The organism is Streptococcus sp. 1559, from assembly GCF_013276735.1.
Lineage (GTDB): Bacteria > Bacillota > Bacilli > Lactobacillales > Streptococcaceae > Streptococcus > Streptococcus pseudopneumoniae.
Map to the genome: position 1 here is coordinate 1 of NZ_VMLO01000081.1, position 12,836 is coordinate 12,836.

At 43.7% G+C, this 12,836-nt stretch carries 17 protein-coding genes; 12 read left to right on the forward strand and 5 right to left on the reverse strand.

Annotated elements, in window-relative coordinates:
* The coding region (locus tag HT688_RS09380; RefSeq protein WP_172923730.1) for a helix-turn-helix domain-containing protein at window positions 1-656 on the reverse strand (656 nt) is incomplete at its 3' end.
* 179 nt (window positions 657-835) lie between these two features.
* On the opposite strand from HT688_RS09380, the gene HT688_RS09385 reads away from it, so the two are divergent.
* From HT688_RS09385 to yidD, 10 genes are all read left to right on the forward strand, one after another.
* Window positions 836-1,084, forward strand: coding sequence for a YneF family protein (locus tag HT688_RS09385; protein WP_000364983.1), 249 nt, complete (start codon window positions 836-838; stop codon window positions 1,082-1,084).
* Window positions 1,085-1,287: 203 nt separating this feature from the next.
* Window positions 1,288-2,082 carry a glutamate racemase gene (gene racE / locus HT688_RS09390; protein WP_000370374.1) on the forward strand — a complete coding sequence of 265 codons (795 nt, stop codon included), beginning with the start codon at window positions 1,288-1,290 and terminating at the stop codon, window positions 2,080-2,082.
* Window positions 2,079-3,050 carry a nucleoside-triphosphate diphosphatase gene (locus tag HT688_RS09395; RefSeq protein WP_055356779.1) on the forward strand — a complete coding sequence of 324 codons (972 nt, stop codon included), beginning with the start codon at window positions 2,079-2,081 and terminating at the stop codon, window positions 3,048-3,050. Before racE ends, HT688_RS09395 begins: the two co-directional genes overlap by 4 nt.
* A complete protein-coding gene (locus HT688_RS09400; protein WP_001118962.1) occupies window positions 3,026-3,547 on the forward strand; it encodes a metallophosphoesterase in 522 nt (173 codons plus the stop codon). Before HT688_RS09395 ends, HT688_RS09400 begins: the two co-directional genes overlap by 25 nt.
* On the forward strand, window positions 3,544-4,005 hold the full coding sequence (cbpB, locus tag HT688_RS09405; protein ID WP_000560725.1) for a cyclic-di-AMP-binding protein CbpB: 462 nt from the start codon (window positions 3,544-3,546) through the stop codon (window positions 4,003-4,005). The genes HT688_RS09400 and cbpB overlap by 4 nt, the downstream gene beginning before the upstream one ends.
* A complete protein-coding gene (gene xerD / locus HT688_RS09410; protein ID WP_277422124.1) occupies window positions 4,002-4,736 on the forward strand; it encodes a site-specific tyrosine recombinase XerD in 735 nt (244 codons plus the stop codon). Before cbpB ends, xerD begins: the two co-directional genes overlap by 4 nt.
* Entirely contained in the window at window positions 4,736-5,464 is a 729-nt protein-coding gene (locus HT688_RS09415; RefSeq protein ID WP_000351896.1) for a segregation/condensation protein A, read from the forward strand. The genes xerD and HT688_RS09415 overlap by 1 nt, the downstream gene beginning before the upstream one ends.
* Before the next feature lie 18 nt (window positions 5,465-5,482).
* Window positions 5,483-6,052 carry an SMC-Scp complex subunit ScpB gene (gene scpB / locus HT688_RS09420; RefSeq protein WP_172923729.1) on the forward strand — a complete coding sequence of 190 codons (570 nt, stop codon included), beginning with the start codon at window positions 5,483-5,485 and terminating at the stop codon, window positions 6,050-6,052.
* Window positions 6,039-6,761, forward strand: coding sequence for a pseudouridine synthase (locus HT688_RS09425; protein ID WP_001222218.1), 723 nt, complete (start codon window positions 6,039-6,041; stop codon window positions 6,759-6,761). The genes scpB and HT688_RS09425 overlap by 14 nt, the downstream gene beginning before the upstream one ends.
* Entirely contained in the window at window positions 6,761-7,003 is a 243-nt protein-coding gene (gene yidD, locus HT688_RS09430; protein WP_000821628.1) for a membrane protein insertion efficiency factor YidD, read from the forward strand. The genes HT688_RS09425 and yidD overlap by 1 nt, the downstream gene beginning before the upstream one ends.
* 176 nt (window positions 7,004-7,179) lie before the next feature.
* Here yidD and HT688_RS09435 read toward each other — a convergent pair whose 3' ends face one another.
* The 4 genes from HT688_RS09435 to HT688_RS09450 all read right to left on the reverse strand — a co-directional run bounded on the left by HT688_RS09435 (window position 7,180) and on the right by HT688_RS09450 (window position 10,901).
* Window positions 7,180-8,151, reverse strand: a complete 972-nt coding sequence (locus tag HT688_RS09435) for a siderophore ABC transporter substrate-binding protein (protein WP_000858270.1) — start codon at window positions 8,149-8,151, stop codon at window positions 7,180-7,182.
* 95 nt (window positions 8,152-8,246) lie between these two features.
* On the reverse strand, window positions 8,247-8,999 hold the full coding sequence (locus HT688_RS09440) for an iron ABC transporter ATP-binding protein (RefSeq protein WP_000764295.1): 753 nt from the start codon (window positions 8,997-8,999) through the stop codon (window positions 8,247-8,249).
* Complete coding sequence (locus HT688_RS09445; RefSeq protein ID WP_001159838.1) at window positions 8,996-9,952, reverse strand: iron chelate uptake ABC transporter family permease subunit; 957 nt, start codon at window positions 9,950-9,952, stop codon at window positions 8,996-8,998. The genes HT688_RS09440 and HT688_RS09445 overlap by 4 nt, the downstream gene beginning before the upstream one ends.
* Complete coding sequence (locus HT688_RS09450) at window positions 9,942-10,901, reverse strand: ABC transporter permease (RefSeq protein ID WP_000777227.1); 960 nt, start codon at window positions 10,899-10,901, stop codon at window positions 9,942-9,944. The genes HT688_RS09445 and HT688_RS09450 overlap by 11 nt, the downstream gene beginning before the upstream one ends.
* A 237-nt stretch (window positions 10,902-11,138) precedes the next feature.
* Here HT688_RS09450 and pepA point away from each other — a divergent pair, with 237 nt between their 5' ends.
* Together pepA and HT688_RS09460 are read left to right on the forward strand one after the other, a co-directional pair.
* The gene (pepA, locus tag HT688_RS09455) at window positions 11,139-12,203 is read left to right on the forward strand and encodes a glutamyl aminopeptidase (protein WP_023933656.1); all 1,065 of its coding nucleotides are present in this window, start codon (window positions 11,139-11,141) and stop codon (window positions 12,201-12,203) included.
* Window positions 12,204-12,222: 19 nt separating this feature from the next.
* Window positions 12,223-12,519, forward strand: coding sequence for a bacteriocin immunity family protein (locus HT688_RS09460; RefSeq protein WP_023933658.1), 297 nt, complete (start codon window positions 12,223-12,225; stop codon window positions 12,517-12,519).
* The last annotated feature ends 317 nt before the right edge of the window (window positions 12,520-12,836 follow it).

Sequence of the window (12,836 nt, forward strand, 5' to 3'; positions counted from 1 at the left end):
ATTTGTTCAAGGACATGATAGTAAGCATTCAAGTTCTCTTTTTTATCAAAATAAGCCCCTAGGATATTGCCGGAAGCATCATCAATGGCTAAGTGTAAGTTAGAGGTTTCTGCTCCAAACCAGGCATGAGGGCTAGCCTCCATTTGGATGAGTTCTCCAGCAAATTTCTTTCTGGGTCTACTAGGATGTAGCTTTTTAGTGTCTTCCAGGAAATCTTTAGCGGACGGTAAGATTGGATTGTCTAGGGGATGATTGCGGTTCAGTTTAGCTTGTTTTCTTAGTCTCTTCTTTGTCTTTCTGTGAGACTTGGGAGAGAGGATGTTTTCCTTATAGAGTATTTTTCTAACAGTTGTATCAGAGAGCTGAATTCCCTCTTCTTCAGCTAGTAATTCACAGAAATGAAGGACATTTGGTTTATATGTTTCATAGGAGAGGTATTTCTTTAGGACACGTTCTTTGATTTCATCAGGGATTGCATGTTTTGGTTTTCGATTTCTGTTTCCGTGTCTGAAGGCTTCTTTTCCTTTCTGTTGATAGGCTAGTAGCAGACGATTGATTTGTCTTTCAGAAAGATTCAGTTCGACACAGGCTCGATTCTTTGTTTTCTTTCCTTGGTCTATAGCTTTTATCACAAGATATTTTTTCGTTTCATTCATATTCAGTTGGATACTTTTCATACGACTATTTTATCAAATGGGACATTTTCACGTTCGATTTACTAAAGACATTCTCACATTCGAATTACATTCCATCCCTGATAGCGTAAAACAAACTAGTCAGGGTGACTAGTTTGTGGTATAATGAAAGGGACTCAAAAAGAAACAGGAGAAAAATGATGGATTTACTTTTAGCAATTGTATTGATTGTGCTAGCTTTTTTAGGAGGAGCTATTGGAGGAATGTACTTGGTTCGTAAGCAAATCGAAAAGGAATTCGCTGACAACCCACGTTTGAATGCTGAAGCAGTTCGTACTCTTTTGAGTGCAAATGGTCAAAAACCAAGCGAAGCCAAGGTACAACAAGTTTACCACCAAATCATTCGCCAACAAAAGGCAGCCCTTGCTAACAATAAAAAGAAAAAATAGATAAGGAAAAGTCTGGGATGAAAGTTCCAGACTTCTCACTATGTTGGCTAAGGGTTTAGGGATGAGACTTTTTCCTTGCATTCTATTGATATTTGATTATGATTAAGAGAGATAGTTATTGATTAGGCTGTCATTATTCAGTTCATAAGGAACGGTAATCATAATGAACTATCAATCAGAAAAAAGACTAGAAAGAAGACTGTATGGATAATCGCCCAATTGGTTTTTTGGATTCGGGTGTCGGGGGCTTGACCGTTGTGCGCGAGCTCATGCGCCAGCTTCCCCATGAAGAAATCGTCTATATTGGAGATTCGGCACGGGCTCCCTATGGTCCCCGTCCTGCTGAGCAAATTCGTGAATATACTTGGCAGTTGGTCAACTTTCTTTTGACCAAGGATGTCAAAATGATTGTCATTGCTTGTAATACTGCGACTGCGGTCGTCTGGGAAGAAATCAAGGCTCAACTAGATATTCCTGTCCTAGGTGTTATTTTGCCAGGAGCTTCGGCAGCTATCAAGTCCAGTCAAGGTGGGAAAATAGGTGTGATTGGAACGCCCATGACGGTACAATCAGATATCTATCGTCAGAAAATTCATGATCTGGCTCCAGACTTACAGGTGGAGAGTTTGGCCTGTCCCAAGTTTGCCCCCTTGGTCGAGTCTGGCGCCCTGTCAACCAGTGTTACCAAGAAAGTGGTCTATGAAACCCTGCGTCCCTTGGTTGGAAAGGTGGATAGCCTGATTTTGGGTTGTACCCATTATCCATTGCTCAGACCTATTATTCAAAATGTCATGGGACCAAAGGTTCAGCTCATCGATAGTGGAGCAGAGTGCGTACGGGACATCTCAGTCTTACTTAATTATTTTGAAATCAATCGTGGTCGCGATGCTGGACCACTTAATCACCGTTTTTACACAACAGCCAGCAGCCAAAGTTTTGCACAAATTGGTGAAGAATGGCTGGAAAAAGAGATTCATGTGGAGCATGTAGAATTATGACAAATAAAATTTATGAATATAAGGATGAACAGGACTGGTATGTCGGGTCCTATGGTATTTTTGGTGGCGTCCGGACGTTGACGGATGATGACTTGGATTTTCCTCTATTGGAGTTTGCCCAAAGATTTCGAGATGAGGATCGAGGTTTTCCTGTTTCTGTTACTGTTTTACGCTATGGTTCTCTCTACCGTTTATTGTCTTTTGTGGTAGATATCCTCAACCAAGAAATGGGACGAAATGTAGAAGTCATTCAACGTCAGGGGGGGTTTCTCTTAGTTGAAAATGGGCAACTCCTGCATGTAGAATTGCCTAAAGAAGGTGTTGATGTAGAAGCATTCTTTGAGACAAACAAGGTCAGAGAAACCTTATTGATTGCGACTCGTAACGAAGGCAAGACCAAAGAGTTCCGAGCTATCTTTGATAAGTTAGGCTACGATGTGGAAAATCTTAATGACTATCCTGACCTGCCTGAAGTAGCTGAAACAGGCATGACCTTCGAAGAAAATGCCCGTCTCAAGGCAGAAACCATTTCTCAATTAACGGGCAAGATGGTTTTGGCAGATGATTCTGGTCTCAAAGTCGATGTCCTTGGTGGCTTACCAGGCGTCTGGTCAGCTCGTTTCGCAGGTGTGGGAGCAACTGACCGTGAAAATAATGCCAAACTCTTGCACGAATTGGCCATGGTCTTTGAACTCAAGGACCGCTCGGCTCAGTTCCACACAACCCTAGTCGTAGCCAGCCCAAATAAGGAAAGTTTAGTTGTTGAAGCAGACTGGTCAGGTTATATTAACTTTGAACCTAAGGGTGAAAATGGCTTTGGCTATGATCCCCTCTTCCTTGTAGGAGAAACAGGTGAGTCATCAGCTGAATTAACCCTGGAAGAAAAAAATAGTCAATCTCACCGTGCCTTAGCCGTTAAGAAACTTTTGGAGGTATTTCCATCATGGCAAAGCAAACCATCATTGTAATGAGCGATTCCCATGGCGATAGCTTGATTGTGGAAGAAGTCCGTGATCGCTATGTGGGCAAAGTCGATGCCGTTTTTCATAACGGCGATTCTGAACTACGTCCGGATTCTCCACTTTGGGAGGGCATCCGCGTTGTTAAAGGGAACATGGACTTCTACGCCGGCTACCCAGAACGTCTGGTGACTGAGCTTGGTTCGACCAAGATTATCCAAACTCATGGTCACTTGTTTGACATCAATTTCAACTTTCAAAAGTTGGACTACTGGGCTCAGGAGGAAGAGGCCGCTATCTGCCTCTATGGTCACTTGCATGTGCCAAGTGCTTGGTTGGAAGGCAAGATCCTCTTTCTAAATCCAGGTTCTATCAGTCAACCACGAGGTACCATCAGAGAATGTCTCTATGCTCGTGTGGAGATTGATGATAGTTACTTCAAAGTGGACTTTTTGACACGAGATCACGAGGTGTATCCAGGTTTGTCCAAGGAGTTTAGCCGATGATTGCCAAGGAGTTTGAGACTTTCTTGTTGGGGCAGGAGGAAACTTTTTTGACCCCTGCTAAAAATCTAGCTGTGTTGATTGATACCCACAATGCGGATCATGCGACCCTCTTGCTCAGTCAGATGACCTATACCCGTGTTCCTGTTGTGACAGATGAAAAACAGTTTGTTGGGACGATTGGACTCAGAGATATTATGGCTTATCAGATGGAGCATGACTTGAGCCAAGAAATCATGGCGGATACGGATATCGTTCATATGACAAAAACGGACGTAGCGGTTGTTTCGCCTGATTTCACCATTACGGAGGTCTTGCACAAGCTAGTAGATGAGTCCTTCTTACCGGTTGTGGATGCAGAGGGTATTTTCCAAGGGATTATTACGCGCAAGTCCATCCTCAAGGCCGTTAATGCCCTCTTGCATGACTTTAGTAAGGAATATGAGATTCGATGCCAATGAGAGACAGGATTTCAGCCTTTTTAGAGGAAAAGCAGGGCTTGTCTGTCAATTCCAAGCAGTCCTATAAGTATGATTTGGAGCAATTTTTAGACATGGTAGGTGAGCGGATTTCTGAGACCAGTCTCAAGATTTACCAAGCCCAGCTAGCCAATCTAAAAATCAGCGCCCAGAAGCGAAAGATTTCGGCCTGTAACCAATTTCTATACTTTCTCTATCAAAAAGGAGAGGTGGACAGCTTTTACCGCTTGGAATTAGCCAAACAAGCTGAAAAGAAGACGGAAAAGCCAGAGATTCTATACCTAGACTCTTTTTGGCAGGAAAGCGACCATCCAGAGGGACGCTTGCTAGCGCTCTTAATCCTAGAAATGGGGCTCTTGCCCAGTGAGATTTTAGCCATCAAGGTTGCGGACATCAATCTGGATTTTCAGGTGTTGCGAATCAGCAAGGCTTCCCAACAGAGGATTGTCAGCATTCCCACGACCTTGCTTTCGGAGTTGGAACCCTTGATGGGCCAGATATATCTCTTTGAAAGGGGAGGGAAAGCCTATTCTCGTCAGTGGGCCTTTCGTCAGTTAGAAGCTTTTGTCAAGGAGAAAGGTTTCTCAACCTTATCAGCTCAAGTCTTACGTGAACAGTTTATTCTAAGACAAATAGAAAACAAGGTCGATTTGTACGAAATTGCAAAAAAATTAGGATTAAAAACAGTCCTGACCTTAGAAAAATATAGATAATGGATATTAAATTAAAAGATTTTGAAGGGCCCCTGGACTTGCTCTTGCACCTGGTTTCTAAGTATCAGATGGATATCTACGATGTGCCCATTACGGAAGTTATCGAACAGTATCTAGCCTATGTCTCAACCCTGCAGGCCATGCGTCTGGAAGTGACGGGTGAGTACATGGTTATGGCCAGTCAGCTCATGTTGATTAAGAGCCGCAAGCTCTTGCCAAAGGTAGCGGAAGTGACAGATTTGGAAGATGACCTGGAGCAGGATCTTCTCTCTCAAATTGAAGAATACCGCAAGTTCAAGCTCTTGGGGGAGCACTTGGAAGCCAAACACCAAGAACGGGCCCAGCACTATTCCAAAGCGCCGACAGAGTTGATATACGAAGATGCGGAGCTTGTGCATGACAAGACGACCATTGATCTCTTTTTGGCTTTTTCAAATATCCTAGCCAAGAAAAAAGAGGAGTTTGCACAGAACCACACGACTATCTTGAGGGATGAGTATAAGATTGAGGACATGATGATTATCGTGAAAGAGTCCTTGGCTGGACGAGATCAATTGCGCTTGCAGGATTTGTTTAAGGAAGCCCAGAATCTCCAAGAGGTCATCACCCTCTTTTTGGCAACCCTAGAGTTAATCAAAACCCAGGAGCTAACCCTCGTACAAGAGGAGAGTTTCGGAGATATTTATCTCATGGAAAAGAAGGAAGAAAGTCAAGTGGCCCAAAGCTAGACTTGATAGAGAGGAAAGATGAGTACTTTAGCAAAAATAGAAGCGCTCTTGTTTGTAGCGGGTGAAGATGGGATTAGAGTCCACCAGTTAGCTGAACTCCTCTCTCTGCCACCGACAGGCATCCAACAGAGTTTAGAAAAATTAGCCCAGAAGTATGAAAAGGCCCCAGATTCCAGTTTGGCTCTAATTGAGACAGGGGGCGCTTATAGATTGGTGACCAAGCCTCAATTTGCAGAGATTTTGAAGGAATACTCTAAGGCACCTATCAACCAGAGTTTATCTCGGGCTGCCCTTGAAACCTTGTCCATCATTGCTTACAAACAGCCCATCACACGGATAGAGATTGATGCCATCCGTGGGGTCAACTCGAGTGGGGCCTTGGCAAAGTTGCAGGCCTTTGACTTGATACGAGAAGACGGGAAAAAAGAAGTGTTGGGTCGCCCCAACCTCTATGTGACTACAGATTATTTCCTAGATTACATGGGAATTAACCATTTGGAAGAATTACCAGTGATTGATGAGCTTGAGATTCAAGCCCAAGAAAGCCAATTATTTGGTGAAAGGATAGAAGAAGATGAGAATCAATAAGTATATTGCCCACGCAGGTGTGGCCAGTAGGAGAAAAGCAGAAGAGCTGATCAAGCAAGGTTTGGTGACGGTTAACGGCCAAGTGGTACGTGAACTAGCAACCACTATCAAGTCAGGCGATAAGGTTGAAGTTGAAGGCCAACCTATCTACAACGAAGAAAAGGTCTATTATCTGCTTAACAAACCACGCGGTGTCATTTCCAGTGTGATAGATGACAAGGGCCGCAAGACGGTTGTCGACCTCTTGCCCAACGTGAAAGAGCGCATCTACCCTGTAGGTCGTTTGGACTGGGATACATCAGGAGTTTTGATTTTGACTAATGATGGGGATTTTACGGATGAGATGATTCACCCTCGTAATGAGATTGACAAGGTTTATGTCGCGCGTGTTAAAGGTGTGGCCAATAAGGATAATCTCCGCCCCTTGACCCGTGGACTTGAGATTGATGGTAAGAAAACCAAACCGGCTGTCTATGAGATTCTCAAAGTGGACCCAGTCAAAAACCGCTCTGTGGTGCAGTTGACTATCCATGAAGGGCGTAACCACCAGGTTAAAAAGATGTTTGAAGCTGTCGGTCTCCAAGTAGATAAGTTGTCACGGACCCGTTTTGGACATCTAGACTTGACAGGACTTCGTCCAGGAGAATCCCGTCGTCTTAATAAAAAAGAAATCAGCCAACTACACACCATGGCTGTAACCAAGAAATAATGAAACGAATTTTAATAGCGCCTGTGCGCTTTTACCAACGGTTTATCTCACCAGCCTTTCCACCCTCTTGTCGCTTTGAGCCGACTTGTTCCAACTACATGATTCAGGCTATTGAAAAACATGGCTTCAAGGGTGTTTTGATGGGCTTGGCTCGGATTTTACGTTGCCATCCCTGGTCGAAAACAGGTAAGGACTCCGTCCCAGACCACTTTTCCCTCAAACGGAATCAAGAAGGGGAATGAGGTGAGGTAAATAGATTTCAAAATGATAAAAACGCATCCTATCAGGTTTGAGTGAACTTGATAGGATGCGTTTTAGAATGTCAAAATTTTATACTCTTCGAAAATCTCTTCAAACCACGTCAGCTTCTATCTGCAACCTCAANNTTCATTGAGTATTAAATTGAGTTTGAAGTGGCTTATTTCAAAGCTTTTTGTGTGTCTTCAATCATGAGTTTTGTTGATTCAAGACCTCCTCCACTTAGATACCAGAGGTCTGGTGTTAGTTGGATAATCTTACCATTTTTAGCGGCAGGTGTTTCAGCGATAAGGGCATTTTCTAGGACACCGTCGTTGCTAGAGTTGTCCCCACCGATGGCAAGAGTACGGTTGATGACAAAGAGGATGTCAGGATTGATTTCTTTGACACTTTCAAAGCTGACTTCTTGTCCGTGGCGAGAATCTTCAAATTGAGTATCAGTTGGCTTGAATTTCAAGGTTTGGTACAAGAAAGAGAAACGAGATTGGGCACCAAAGGCAGCCATTTTTCCTTCATTGAGGAGGATGGCAAGGGCTTTTTTGTCAGAGCTTTCATTTTTAGTAGCGACTTCTTGGATGCTCTTGTCTAGCTTGTCCAATTCTTCCTTGGCTTTCTGTGTACTAGTTTCACCAAAGGCGCTTGCTAGGGATTCGATATTAGTCTTGGTAGAAGTCCAGTAGTCGTCCTTGCTTGCTTGGAAGAGAACTGTTGGGGCGATTTCTTTGAATTTGTCTACGAATTTTTGTGTACGTAGGGAAGCAATAATCAAATCAGGCTCAAGGGCGGCGATAGCTTCTAAATCAGGTTCTCTCATAGAACCAACATTTTTAACTTTTCCAGCTAGGTCTTTGAGATAGGTTGGTACTGTTTTTGTAGGCATTCCAACGATATTTTTTTCAAATCCTAGAGCACGAATAGTATCCGCAGCGCCGAGGTCAAAGGTCACAATCTTTTCAGGAACTTTGGAAAGTTTGACTTCGTCTAGTGAACTTTTAATGGTTATCTCTGTTGGAGCAGAGTTGCTTGTTTCCGACTGACTAGTGCTTGAGTTTGTATTTGTACTGCATGCACCAAGTAGAAGCAAGAAGCTGGCCACTAGGGCAGTGAAATAAAGTTTAAGGGATGTTTTCATGATTTCTCCTTTTTAAAATGTGATAACGATTTAGGGAGTCTCTTGGTCTTATTGACTAAGAGACCGAAGGTTCTCTAACTTGAGCTTCTATGTTACTAGCTATAGATACAGATCTTTTTGCCATTGATATCAGCTAGCGTGATAGGAATCTCATAGAGTTGACTGAGCAGGTCAGCCTGCATGATTTGATTGGTTCTTCCCTTGCTAAAGACTTGACCGTCCTTGAAGGCGATAATTTCATCCGCATACTGGCTGGCCATGTTAATATCGTGGAGGACGATGATAATGGTCTTGCCGAGTTCCTCCACCAGTCGCCGAAGAATCTGCATCATGCTGACGCTTTGCTTGATATCGAGATTGTTGAGTGGTTCGTCCAGCAAGATAAAGTCCGTATCCTGGGCCAGTACCATAGCGATAAAGACACGTTGGAGCTGGCCGCCAGACAGACTATCGATGTAGCGGTCTTTTAAGTTTATCAGTTCCAGATAGTTCAGAGTTTCTCGAATTTTTTCCCAGTCTTCTTCTCTCAGGCGTCCTCGGCTGTAGGGAAAACGTCCAAAGCTGACCAGTTCTTCAACGGTTAATTTTGCCTGGTAATTGATCTTCTGCTTTAGGATGGTCAGTTCTTGGGCTAGTTCTTGCGAATTCCAACTCTCGATTTCACGACCTTTGATACTGAGAATTCCCTGATCTTTCTTGGTCAGTCTGCTCATGATGGAGAGGAGAGTCGATTTTCCAGCACCATTTGGACCAATGAAGGCTGTCAGTTTCTGAGGACTGACTTCAAGCGAAATGCCTTGCAAAATATCCTGTTTTTGAATGGATTTGTCAATGTTTTCCAGTTTCACCGACGCGCCCTCCTATAAAGTAAGATAAAGAATAAGAAGCCACCCACACTCTCGATGATCATACTGATGCGAATTTCCAGCGCAAAGACTCGTTCAATCAAGGCCTGCCCCAAGGTCAAACTGATAAATCCGACCAGAATGGCCACGATAAAGAGCAACTTGTGCCGATAGTCTTTGACAATTAGGTAAGTGAGGTTGGCTAGCATAAAGCCGAAGAAGGCCATAGGTCCTACCAGGGCAGTTGCTGTTGAGGTCAAAAGTACGATACCCCAGAGGAGTTCTTTCTGTTCTTTTTCAACATCGAGTCCCAATACCTGAGCTGTTTCTCTTTGCAGGTGCAAGACATCCAGAATGACTGCTTTTTGAAAGAAAAAGATTGTCAAAGCAAGGATAATCAGAGAACCAATGGCTAGGATGGAAGTGTTGAGATGTTGAAAGGAGGCAAAGAGACTATTCTGCAGTTTATCGTATTCGTTTGGATCCATCAGGACCTGAAGGAAGGTACTGATATTTCGAAAGAGACTTCCGAGGGCTAGACAGATCAACAGAATGAAGACAAGGTCTTGCTTCATCAGTGTCTTCAAGTAGCCTTGCAAGGCGAGAAAGAAGAGGGATTGAAGTAGAAGTAAGACTAGGAATTCTAAAATGGGAGACTTCCCGAGTTGAAGAAACTTACTTTCAAAAACCAGTAGTAGGGTTTGTAGTAGGACGTAGAAGGATTCGATTCCCAAAATACTTGGCGTCAGGAAACGATTTTCCGTCAGGGTTTGAAAACTAATGGTCGAAATCCCAGTCGCGATAGCTACCAAGAGATAAACGACAATTTTTTGGGAACGTAGCTTCCAGGCAAAGGCAGACAGGTGGGTGATGGGCCAAAAATAGAGGAGACAAGCTCCAATGGCCAGAATAATGAGAAGGCAGAAGAGTTTGGTATGTTTGCTTTTAAACTGCATCTTTTCGTCCCCCTCTCCAGAGAAGTAGGATAAAGACGAGGCTACCAATGATTCCTAGTAGAAGACTGACAGACAGCTCATAGGGCCGAATCAGAACTCGGGATAGGATGTCGCAGGCCAGAACTAGATTGGCACCGACTAGTGCGACGATGAGTTTGGTCTGGCTTAGATTATCTCCATAGCGCTTGCGAACAAGATTGGGAACGATGACCCCGAGAAATGGCAAGCCACCCACGGTAATCATGGTGACACTAGTCGTTAGTGCCACCAGAAAGAGGGCCAGTTTTTCAAGTAGGGAGTAGGAAATCCCCAAACTCTCGCTGGTTTCTTTCCCTAGATTCATGATAGTGAAGGTTTGGGATAATTTCCAAACGGCTATCAGGATGATGAGGCCTAAGAAGAGCCACTCATACTGATGAGTCTGAATCATGGAGAAGGATCCTTGGGTCCAAGCACTCATACTCTGAACCAGATTGAAACGATAGGCGATAACTTCTGTGACTGAGTCGATAATCCCACTATAGATGATTCCAATCAGAGGCAACATCCACCTTTCCTTTACAGTAAAAATGGTCATAAAGGCTAGGAAGAAGAGGGTAAATATGATGGATGAAACAAAAGCGAAGAGCATCTTTTGGGTTAGACTCGCAGACGGAAAGATAAAGAGGCTCAATACCATTCCCAGTTTGGCGGCTTCAGTGGTTCCAACTGTACTCGGAGCAGCAAACTGATTTTGAGTGATGGTCTGCATGAGAAGGCCTGCCATACTCATACTAGAGGCCGCAAGGAGAATACTGATGGTTCTTGGAAGACGGGACTCCTGAAATAGTAGCCAGGTCTGCTGGTCGAAAGCAAAGAGTTTTCCCCATGAAAAATCACTGGTTCCAATGCTAATAGAGAGAAAGACTAGGAGCAGAAGTAAGCCAATTAAATAATGAGAAAGTTTCATACCCCGTCCTTTCATGTAGATTTGGTATCGAAAGATACCTGCGGATATTACTGTAACATGTTTTTTCTAATCTGTCAATAAAATTTCTGACAATTTAATGTAAAAAAGAAAGAAAAATTCCTGAAAGAATATCTGTCTCTCTTTTTTATAGGAAAACTGAGTAAGAAACTATCCACCTTCCCACTATCCTTCTCCTCTAAAAAGTGGTAAAATGGATGAAAGAAAGAAGGAACTGAAATGACAACATTATTTTCAAAAATTAAAGAAGTAACAGAACTTGCTGCTATCTCAGGTCATGAGGCGCCTGTCCGTGCTTATCTTCGTGAAAAATTGACACCGCATGTGGATGAAGTGGTGACAGATGGCTTGGGTGGTATTTTTGGTATTAAACATTCAGAAGCAGCGGATGCGCCGCGCGTCTTGGTCGCTTCTCACATGGATGAAGTTGGTTTTATGGTCAGCGAAATCAAGCCAGATGGTACCTTCCGTGTCGTAGAAATCGGTGGCTGGAACCCCATGGTAGTCAGCAGCCAACGTTTCAAACTTCTGACTCGTGACGGTCGTGAAATTCCTGTGATTTCAGGTTCTGTTCCGCCGCATTTGACTCGTGGAAAGGGGGGACCAACCATGCCAGCCATTGCCGATATCGTCTTTGATGGCGGTTTTGCGGATAAGGCTGAGGCAGAAAGTTTTGGAATCCGTCCTGGTGATACCATCGTACCAGATAGCTCTGCAATCTTGACAGCCAATGAAAAAAATATCATCTCAAAAGCTTGGGACAACCGCTACGGTGTTCTTATGGTTAGCGAGTTGGCGGAAGCTCTGTCAGGTCAGAAACTTGGCAATGAACTCTATCTGGGTTCTAACGTCCAAGAAGAGGTTGGTCTCCGTGGTGCGCATACTTCCACAACCAAGTTTGACCCAGAAGTTTTCCTAGCAGTTGACTGCTCACCTGCTGGTGATGTTTATGGCGGTCAAGGCAGGATTGGAGATGGAACCTTGATTCGTTTCTACGATCCAGGTCACTTGCTTCTCCCAGGAATGAAGGATTTCCTTTTGACAACAGCTGAAGAAGCTGGTATCAAGTACCAATACTACTGTGGTAAAGGCGGAACAGACGCTGGCGCAGCACATCTGAAAAATGGTGGTGTCCCATCAACAACAATCGGAGTCTGTGCTCGTTATATCCATTCTCACCAAACACTTTATGCAATGGATGACTTCCTAGAAGCGCAAGCCTTCTTACAAGCCTTGGTGAAGAAATTGGATCGTTCAACAGTTGATTTGATTAAAAATTATTAAACATAAGGAGGTGGTAGGGATGGTAGAACCAAACCTAGAAAGCCTTGTAAAAGATCTTTACAATCATGCTCGACATGATTTGAGTGAAGATTTAGTTGCTGCTCTCCTAGAGACTGCTAAAAAACTGCCTACTACAAATGAGCAATTGCTGGCAGTTCGTCTCTCAGGTCTGGTCAATCGTGAATTGCTCAAGAATCCCAAACATCCGGCACCTGAGTTGCTCAATTTGGCTCGTTTTATCAAGAGAGAAGAAACCAAGTACAGAGGAACCGCAGTTTCTGCGCTTATGTATGGGGAGATTTTTAAAATGCTTTGATTCCATTGTGGATCAAAGTATTTTTTGGTACGACGGGCATGTCGTGCATCTGAGGTGTAAGTCCTCGGTGGGCACCTGCTACCGGTGAACCCAATAGCGATTCCTAAGCCTGACTATCGTGAGGTAGCGGATTAAAACGGTCTGGAGATAGACCGTTTTAAGTCTGACACTGGAAATAAGAATCGTTAGAGGAAGGGATAGCGAAATCGTGGCTCTACGAACAGGAAGGTGATAGTAAGGCGTATATAGCGGATAAGGGGGCCAGAAACTCTAAAGTCCAAAAAGGTAGTCGTAACCTATATGCGTAAATCACGAGA

Bases quoted from the DNA above. Each gene is read 5' to 3' on its own strand.
- HT688_RS09385 (WP_000364983.1), top strand. From the start codon at position 836: ATGGATTTACTTTTAGCAATTGTATTGATTGTGCTAGCTTTTTTAGGA.
- racE (WP_000370374.1), top strand. From the start codon at position 1,288: ATGGATAATCGCCCAATTGGTTTTTTGGATTCGGGTGTCGGGGGCTTG.
- HT688_RS09395 (WP_055356779.1), top strand. From the start codon at position 2,079: ATGACAAATAAAATTTATGAATATAAGGATGAACAGGACTGGTATGTC.
- HT688_RS09400 (WP_001118962.1), top strand. From the start codon at position 3,026: ATGGCAAAGCAAACCATCATTGTAATGAGCGATTCCCATGGCGATAGC.
- cbpB (WP_000560725.1), top strand. From the start codon at position 3,544: ATGATTGCCAAGGAGTTTGAGACTTTCTTGTTGGGGCAGGAGGAAACT.
- xerD (WP_277422124.1), top strand. From the start codon at position 4,002: ATGAGAGACAGGATTTCAGCCTTTTTAGAGGAAAAGCAGGGCTTGTCT.
- HT688_RS09415 (WP_000351896.1), top strand. From the start codon at position 4,736: ATGGATATTAAATTAAAAGATTTTGAAGGGCCCCTGGACTTGCTCTTG.
- scpB (WP_172923729.1), top strand. From the start codon at position 5,483: ATGAGTACTTTAGCAAAAATAGAAGCGCTCTTGTTTGTAGCGGGTGAA.
- HT688_RS09425 (WP_001222218.1), top strand. From the start codon at position 6,039: ATGAGAATCAATAAGTATATTGCCCACGCAGGTGTGGCCAGTAGGAGA.
- yidD (WP_000821628.1), top strand. From the start codon at position 6,761: ATGAAACGAATTTTAATAGCGCCTGTGCGCTTTTACCAACGGTTTATC.
- HT688_RS09435 (WP_000858270.1), bottom strand. From the start codon at position 8,151: ATGAAAACATCCCTTAAACTTTATTTCACTGCCCTAGTGGCCAGCTTC.
- HT688_RS09445 (WP_001159838.1), bottom strand. From the start codon at position 9,952: ATGCAGTTTAAAAGCAAACATACCAAACTCTTCTGCCTTCTCATTATT.
- HT688_RS09450 (WP_000777227.1), bottom strand. From the start codon at position 10,901: ATGAAACTTTCTCATTATTTAATTGGCTTACTTCTGCTCCTAGTCTTT.
- pepA (WP_023933656.1), top strand. From the start codon at position 11,139: ATGACAACATTATTTTCAAAAATTAAAGAAGTAACAGAACTTGCTGCT.
- HT688_RS09460 (WP_023933658.1), top strand. From the start codon at position 12,223: ATGGTAGAACCAAACCTAGAAAGCCTTGTAAAAGATCTTTACAATCAT.